Origin of the sequence: Acinetobacter sp. YH12097 (assembly GCF_013419225.1) — a bacterium.
Classification (GTDB): domain Bacteria; phylum Pseudomonadota; class Gammaproteobacteria; order Pseudomonadales; family Moraxellaceae; genus Acinetobacter; species Acinetobacter amyesii.
On record NZ_VPAN01000027.1, the window covers coordinates 35637 to 42615 of the forward strand.

The 6979-nt window shown below is 42.7% G+C and carries 6 protein-coding genes; 2 read left to right on the plus strand and 4 right to left on the minus strand.

Annotation, left to right across the window (positions count from 1 at the left end):
- Nucleotides 1–11: 11 nt before the first annotated feature.
- The 3 genes from murC to gshB form a co-directional block, all read right to left on the minus strand.
- A complete protein-coding gene (gene murC, locus FTU37_RS11595) occupies nt 12–1460 on the minus strand; it encodes a UDP-N-acetylmuramate--L-alanine ligase (protein ID WP_078190576.1) in 1449 nt (482 codons plus the stop codon).
- 14 nt (nt 1461–1474) lie between these two features.
- Nucleotides 1475–2572 carry an undecaprenyldiphospho-muramoylpentapeptide beta-N-acetylglucosaminyltransferase gene (murG, locus tag FTU37_RS11600; RefSeq protein ID WP_168379398.1) on the minus strand — a complete coding sequence of 366 codons (1098 nt, stop codon included), beginning with the start codon at nt 2570–2572 and terminating at the stop codon, nt 1475–1477.
- A 304-nt stretch (nt 2573–2876) separates the two neighbouring features.
- Nucleotides 2877–3821, minus strand: coding sequence for a glutathione synthase (gene gshB, locus FTU37_RS11605; RefSeq protein ID WP_168379397.1), 945 nt, complete (start codon nt 3819–3821; stop codon nt 2877–2879).
- A 328-nt stretch (nt 3822–4149) separates the two neighbouring features.
- On the opposite strand from gshB, the gene FTU37_RS11610 reads away from it, so the two are divergent.
- Both FTU37_RS11610 and FTU37_RS11615 read left to right on the plus strand, forming a co-directional pair.
- Nucleotides 4150–5052: a GGDEF domain-containing protein gene (locus FTU37_RS11610; protein ID WP_168379396.1), complete on the plus strand. Its 903-nt coding sequence runs from the start codon at nt 4150–4152 to the stop codon at nt 5050–5052.
- A gap of 125 nt (nt 5053–5177) precedes the next feature.
- Entirely contained in the window at nt 5178–5381 is a 204-nt protein-coding gene (locus FTU37_RS11615) for a DUF3565 domain-containing protein (RefSeq protein WP_168379395.1), read from the plus strand.
- Nucleotides 5382–5414: 33 nt separating this feature from the next.
- On the opposite strand, the gene FTU37_RS11620 is transcribed toward FTU37_RS11615, so the two are convergent.
- Nucleotides 5415–6740, minus strand: a complete 1326-nt coding sequence (locus FTU37_RS11620) for an ISNCY family transposase (protein ID WP_180124388.1) — start codon at nt 6738–6740, stop codon at nt 5415–5417.
- Nucleotides 6741–6979 lie beyond the last annotated feature (239 nt).

Here is a 6979-nt window from a genome sequence, read left to right on the forward strand (position 1 = left end):
CCAAGCGGTGATCATTTTACATAGAGATTGTTTTGAGCAAGTTCGATTGAGATTGCTCCAACATTACCTGCGCCCTGTGTTAATAACAAGTCATTTGCTTGTAACACTTTTTTCATTACTGCTTGTAAGTTGCCTTCTACTGGATCGATGAGAATCGGCTCAACTTCACCACGGAGACGAATGCTTCGAGCCAACGCACGACTATCCGCACCCACAATTGGTTTTTCACCTGCAGGATAAACTTCTAATAACAACAGTTGATCGACTTGAGACAAGACATCGACGAAGTCATCAAAACAGTCACGCGTACGACTAAAACGGTGTGGCTGGAACATCATCACCAAACGGCGATCAGGATGACTTGCACGTGCCGCTTTAATGGTCGCTTCCACTTCTTTTGGATGGTGACCATAGTCATCCACCAATTTTACCAAGCCATCTTCAACTTCAAATTCGCCTTGTACTTGGAAACGACGACCTACGCCACTGAAGCTTTCTAAGGCACGTGCAATCGCAGCATCAGAAACGCCTTCATCCGTTGCAATACCAATCGCTGCCAAGGCATTTAAGATATTATGAAGACCCGGCAAGTTAATGGTTAAACGTAACGGCTCACGGTCTTTACGCAAAACTGTAAAGTGTGATTGCATGCCTTCTTGAGCCACATCAACGGCACGAATGTCATTGTCTTCATTGAAACCATAAGTCACGACAGGACGACCAATACGCGGCATAATTTCACGGATGTTGGCATCATCACCACACATCACAGCTAAACCGTAAAATGGAAGGCGCTGTAAGAATTGTACGAAGGTATCTTTCAATACATCGAAACTACCGCCATAGGTATCCATATGGTCAGCGTCGATATTAGTGACAATCGTTGCCATCGGCTGTAAATGCAGGAATGACGCATCTGATTCGTCTGCTTCAGCCACGATATAACGGCTTGCACCCAATGCAGCATTCACACCAGTACGATTTAATAAACCACCAATGACATAAGTTGGGTCCAGATTTTCTTCTGCCAACATGCAGGTCACCAGACTGGTTGTCGTGGTTTTACCATGCGTCCCCGCAACGGCAATACCATGACGGTAACGCATTAATTCACCCAACATTTCTGCACGACGCACGACAGGTGTACGGGTTTCAATCGCCGCTTTCACTTCTGGGTTTTCAGAATCAATAGCTGTTGATACAACGATTACATTGGCGCCTTGAATATTTTCAGCAGCATGACCGATGAAAACTTGAATGCCGTTTTCTTCAAGCTGAGCCGTGGTTTTCGACGCTTTAATATCTGAACCTGAAACTTTATAGCCTTGGTTTTTCAATACTTCGGCAATACCGCACATGCCCGCACCACCAATCCCAATAAAATGGATGTGTTTAATACGGCGCATTTCTGGCACTTTAATGAGCTTTTTCGCTTGATCGGCAGGCGTTGATGGAGACATAGATTACTCGAATTTTACAAATCTTGAATTAAACCAACCACGTGCTGTGTCGCATCGGGTTGTGCCTGTTGTCGAGCCTTAACCGCCATTTCCATAAGTCGTTGGCGATTCATCAGCGGCTTCAACAACGCTGTTAAACTTTCTGCGGTCATGTCCGCTTGTGGGCAAATTTTTGCGGCATTGATATTGGCCAAGAACCCTGCATTTGCAGTTTGATGGTCATCCACAGCACTTGGCAGAGGAACAAACACGGCTGCTACACCTGCTGTCGCAATTTCAGTGACGGTTAGCGCACCAGCACGGCAGATAATCAAATCCGCTGCAGAATAGGCTGCTGCCATATCTTCAATAAACGGCTGAACTTCAACTTGCATATGTTCAGGTGCATTTGCATAACGAGCCAATGTGCTTTCAGCGTTATTTTGACCACACTGGTGATATACACTGAGTGGCTGTTCTAATTGCTGCAAGGCTGCCGGCACACATTCATTTAAAGCACGTGCGCCCAGTGAGCCACCCACAATTAAAACCCGTAATGGCAACCCAGCTTTTTCACGCTCTTGGTAACGCCATGACGGATTTAAAATTTCTGTAATTTCTTTACGTACAGGATTCCCTGTGGTTACGATTTTATCTTGTGCTGGAAAGGTATTTGGAAATGCCTGACAAACAATTTTGGCCACACGTGACAACTGCGTATTGGTAAAACCTGCCACCGCATTTTGTTCATGGATAATGACTGGAATGCCCAATGCACGAGCTGCCAAGCCACCCGGCCCAGCCACATACCCCCCAAAGCCTGCAACTGCATCGACTTTGAGTTGTTTCATATAACGCATGGCACTCAATGTAGCTTTGAGAATTTTAAATGGTGCCATCAGCTTACGCACGACTCCATTGCCGCGTACGCCTTGGATATCAATTTGATAAATTGGAATATTATGATTTTTAAGCAGGCGATTTTCCATGCCTGTTGGCGTTGCGAGCCAAGAAACTTCACAGCCTTGTTGTTGCAACTCTTTGGCAACAGCGAGCGCTGGAAAGACGTGACCACCGGTTCCGGCAGCCATCATCATGACATGTTTCGGCTTTACTTGCGTTACTTCGGTCACTGTCTAATTCTTCAATTCTAAAAAGAGGCTAATGATATTCGATTTTAAGCAAACAATTGTAATCACAAACGCATGACCGTGAAAGGTAATTTACTTTTTTTCAACAGGCGTATGATTGTTTTTTTCTACTATTTTAAAAGTTTAAACTAGTTTTATTATTAATCTATGAGAATTGAAAAAAAATCAGACAATTTTTCACTTTAATTGCATTCACTTACAGTTTTTTTGCTTTTTAAGCTCCCCTCCCCTTAGCGCAGGACAAAAAAAAGAGCCCGTGAAGGACTCTTTTAAATCTAGTGCAAAATTAAGCTTTTAAACCTGCCTCAAGGACATCAAATAAATCATCGGCAATCGAGGTACCAAATTGCGCATCAATTTCACGTACACAGGTTGGACTGGTGACATTGATTTCAGTCACGTAATTACCAATCACATCCAGACCAACAAAGACTAAACCTTTTTCACGAAGGAATGGCCCGACTTTGGCTGCGATGGCTTTATCATTTTCAGTCAATGGACGCGCCTCGCCCAAACCACCTGCCGCCAAGTTACCACGCACTTCACCATTTTGCGGAATACGCGCCAAACAATACGGCACGGGTTCGCCATTGATCATCAAAATGCGTTTGTCACCATCCACAATTTCAGGGATGTATCTCTGCGCCATAATCGGCTGTGTGCCGTTATTGGTCAGGATTTCAATAGTTGAACCGATATTAACGCCATCTTGGTATAAACGGAAAATACCCATACCACCCATGCCATCTAATGGTTTCACGATCACATCGCCATGTTCTTGTAAAAATTCACGAATCAGACTTTGTTGTGAAGTCACCAAGGTCGGTACTTGAAGTTCAGGAAATTGCGTCGCAAACAATTTTTCATTGCAGTCACGTAGGCTTTGCGGTTTGTTAATAATCCATGCGCCTTCGCGTTCAGCCTGTTCCAAAATATAGGTGGTATAGACAAAGTTCATGTCAAACGGCGGATCTTTACGCATCAAAACCACGTCATAAGCAGCAATTGGTTCTTTTTGTTTTTCGCCGAGTTCGTAATAGTGGTTGTAGTCTTCAAAAACTTTTAGCGGTGAAATCAAACCAAAGGCTTTGCCTTGATCGATATATAAATCTTGCTGTAATGCATAGCCTAGCTCATGTCCACGACGTGCTGCTGCCCATAGCATCGCCATTGAGGTATCTTTTTTTAGGTTTACATTTTCGATGGGATCCATCACAACAAGTACACGCATTATTCAGTGCTCTGTTCATTATCAATTTATGAATGAGTATAGCCGAGATTTTTCTTTTGTTTATTCTGATTTTGCATGTGTATGTATGGATTCGTGTGATGCAGGCGATAATTCGATATATTTCTATCATCGGCCTTATCTCAATAAAGGAAATAAGCCGTGAAAGCATTATGGCGTTAGGCCTGTGTAAATCGACGCCAAACAATCGATACAGATATTCATCACATCTACATCTCGCCCATCACTATTTTTGGTGAAAAAACACGTGCTTTTTATTTTTTTTTAGCTATTGTGTTAATTATTGTAAATAAAGAAATAGAATTAATTAATGATCAACATTGAGCAGATGGCTATCATTCTTAATGCTTTGCCAGACCCTGCTTTTGTCATATCGCGTAGTGGAAAATACGTTGCGGTTTTTGGTGGGCGCGATAATCGCTATTACCACGATGGTTCCGGTCTTGTTGGTACCTATATTTCAGATGTGATCAAGCCAGATAAAGCCAACTTTTTTATGCAACTGATCGACCAAGCTCTAGCGTCAGGAAATCTACTCATCGAAGAGTACGAATTGAGCAATAGGGATGTAAAAGGTCTGCCCGATTATGGTCCTGAAGAGCCCATTTGGTTTGAAGTGCGCATCCAAGCCCTTAGTTTTTCGGTAGATGAAGAAGACGTTGTACTTTGGGTCGCAAGTAATATTTCAGCGCGTCACGACTTGGAAATCAAGCTGAAAGAACTCAGCCATACAGATCAGTTAACCGGTCTTTTCAACCGAAGAAAATTAGAGCATGACTTAGCATTACATTATGAGTCATACCTACGGCATTCCATACAGACCTCGATTTTGATGTTCGATCTTGATAACCTCAAAAAAATCAACGACAGCAAAGGTCATCATGTCGGTGATGAGGCAATCCGAGCAGTCGCAGATATTCTTCGTTTAACGCTGCGCAAGACTGATTGCGCCTGCCGCTTAGGTGGAGATGAGTTTGTGGTCGCCTTGCCCAATACGGGCTGCGAGCAGGCCATCCAGTTTGCCAAACGGATTCATGAACATTCCAGAAAAGAATTAAGTCGGTTTTCAATAGATAACGCGCATGTCACCGTGAGCATAGGAGTGACAACCATCATGCCTGAAGATTGCACCTACGAAGATACAATTCAACGTGCTGATCTAGCGCTGTATAAAGCTAAACATGGCGGGAAAAATAGAATTGTCGCGGCCTAAGTGTGCGCCAGAAATAAACCAAATTTCACAGTCTATTTTGCAATTCGATATTCAAGCCGTTGTGATTGCTCAACATGAACTCTTTTCCCTTTTCAGCATCATTTTAATTTAGATAGGTGTTTAATATGCAGCAAGCCATTGTTGATTTTGCCTTGGATGATGAAAATCATTGGTATGCCATTTTAGCTTGTGGTCATACACAGCATGTCCGCCATGATCCTCCATGGCAAAACCGTCCTTGGGTTATCACTGAGCAAGGACGGAAAGAAAAGTTAGGGGTAATGTTGGAATGTAAGAAGTGTGATGAAGAGATGTTATTCACCAAGTAGAAATGTCCTACCTAATAACCAAATAGAAATGTCCTATATGGACATTTCCAAGTCAAGCACAGGATTTAGATTTCGTTGTTCAATCGCTGTTTTCTGTGCTTGTCTACGTGGCATCTTTTGAGAACGATTGCGTTTGTTTTGGTGTTCCAGTTGTTCATGCTGTTGTTGAATATGTGCCAGCACAGAACCCAAACGTTTATTCTCAACGATCTCTCTCTGGTTGAGCTGACTTAATTTATCAAAGATGCTGTAATTGATTTTTCTTCCCTGATATTCAATGGCTACAGTACCATCCGGATATTCCAGGAACTCAAGATACTTGCCGCCCAATCTTTGATTTTCTTCGCTGTTTTCCAAGATATATACGCATTTATCATAAGTAATCGTCAAGCTGTTCGTGACCCTGCGGGGTTCACGCCAGGTAAAAACATCATCTAATTCTTCGGCTGTTTCAGCGATAGGCCGATGTAGATCCTTGGAATTAAAAGCCATCTTGGCGAATTTACGATTAAATTGCTCAATAAAGCACGGCAGCCACTTATTGGCATCTGCAATTGAACTGATGCCTTCTAGACGCATCTCCTTAATCAGACGATCCTGAAGTGTTCTATTCGCTCGTTCTACACGACCTTTGGCTTGAGGGGAGTTAGCGAAAATGATATCGATATTGAGAGTGCTCAGAACACGTCCAAACTGGGTAATCTTGGTGTCTTTCTTGCTACTTTGATTCACCCTAAAAACTGAATGTTTGTCACTGTAAAATGCCAATGGCTTACCATGCTGTTCGATATATAAACGTGTCGAAATCATATAGTCAAAGGCTGACTCTGACGCACAGAAGCGTAAATGCTGCAATTTTCCTGTGGCATCATCGATAAATACCAGTAGGCAGCACTTGGCAGAACGGCCTTCAAACCAATCATGGTGTGAGCCATCAATTTGGATCAATTCACCATAACAATCTCGGTTATAACGAGGCTGATATGGTCGTTTCAGGCGCTTGCAGCGAGGGATCCATAAATCGGCTGCAATCATCCAAGAACGTAGTGTTTCCACTGAAATATCAAATCCATGAACAGTGGTGAGCTTTTCATGCGCTAAAGTGGGTCCGAAACCATAAAGTTGATCTGAAACAATATTGAGACACTTAAGTCTGAGTTCTTCAGGAAGTTTAGAATTGCTGATTTGGCCACGACCGGCATGGGCTAATGCAGCGGGACCTTGAGCTTTGTATTTCTGCAGTAAGCGTCTGATCTGACGTTCTGAGATATGAAGTAGCTGAGCAGCCTGGGATTGAGTTATACGTTGATCACAGATTTCTTGCAAGACCGACAATCGTTTAAGTTCTTTATCCGACATAGACACCAACATATCAAACCGTCCGCTAAGGAAATTGCAAAAGCGCATATTCTAAAAGCGGACATTTTTACTTTGGAGAAACCGGACATTTCTATTTTGGGCTTACAAACACTGTTATTCACCAATTAAAATGTCTATGCGATAAACCATTTAAAATGTCCTGTTTTTAACTACAAGAGTCAAGCACAGGATTTAAATTTCTTTGTTCAATAACAACTTTCTGAGCTTTACGACTCGGC

Bases quoted from the DNA above. Each gene is read 5' to 3' on its own strand.
- murC (WP_078190576.1), bottom strand. From the start codon at position 1,460: ATGTCTCCATCAACGCCTGCCGATCAAGCGAAAAAGCTCATTAAAGTG.
- gshB (WP_168379397.1), bottom strand. From the start codon at position 3,821: ATGCGTGTACTTGTTGTGATGGATCCCATCGAAAATGTAAACCTAAAA.
- FTU37_RS11610 (WP_168379396.1), top strand. From the start codon at position 4,150: ATGATCAACATTGAGCAGATGGCTATCATTCTTAATGCTTTGCCAGAC.
- FTU37_RS11615 (WP_168379395.1), top strand. From the start codon at position 5,178: ATGCAGCAAGCCATTGTTGATTTTGCCTTGGATGATGAAAATCATTGG.
- FTU37_RS11620 (WP_180124388.1), bottom strand. From the start codon at position 6,740: ATGTCGGATAAAGAACTTAAACGATTGTCGGTCTTGCAAGAAATCTGT.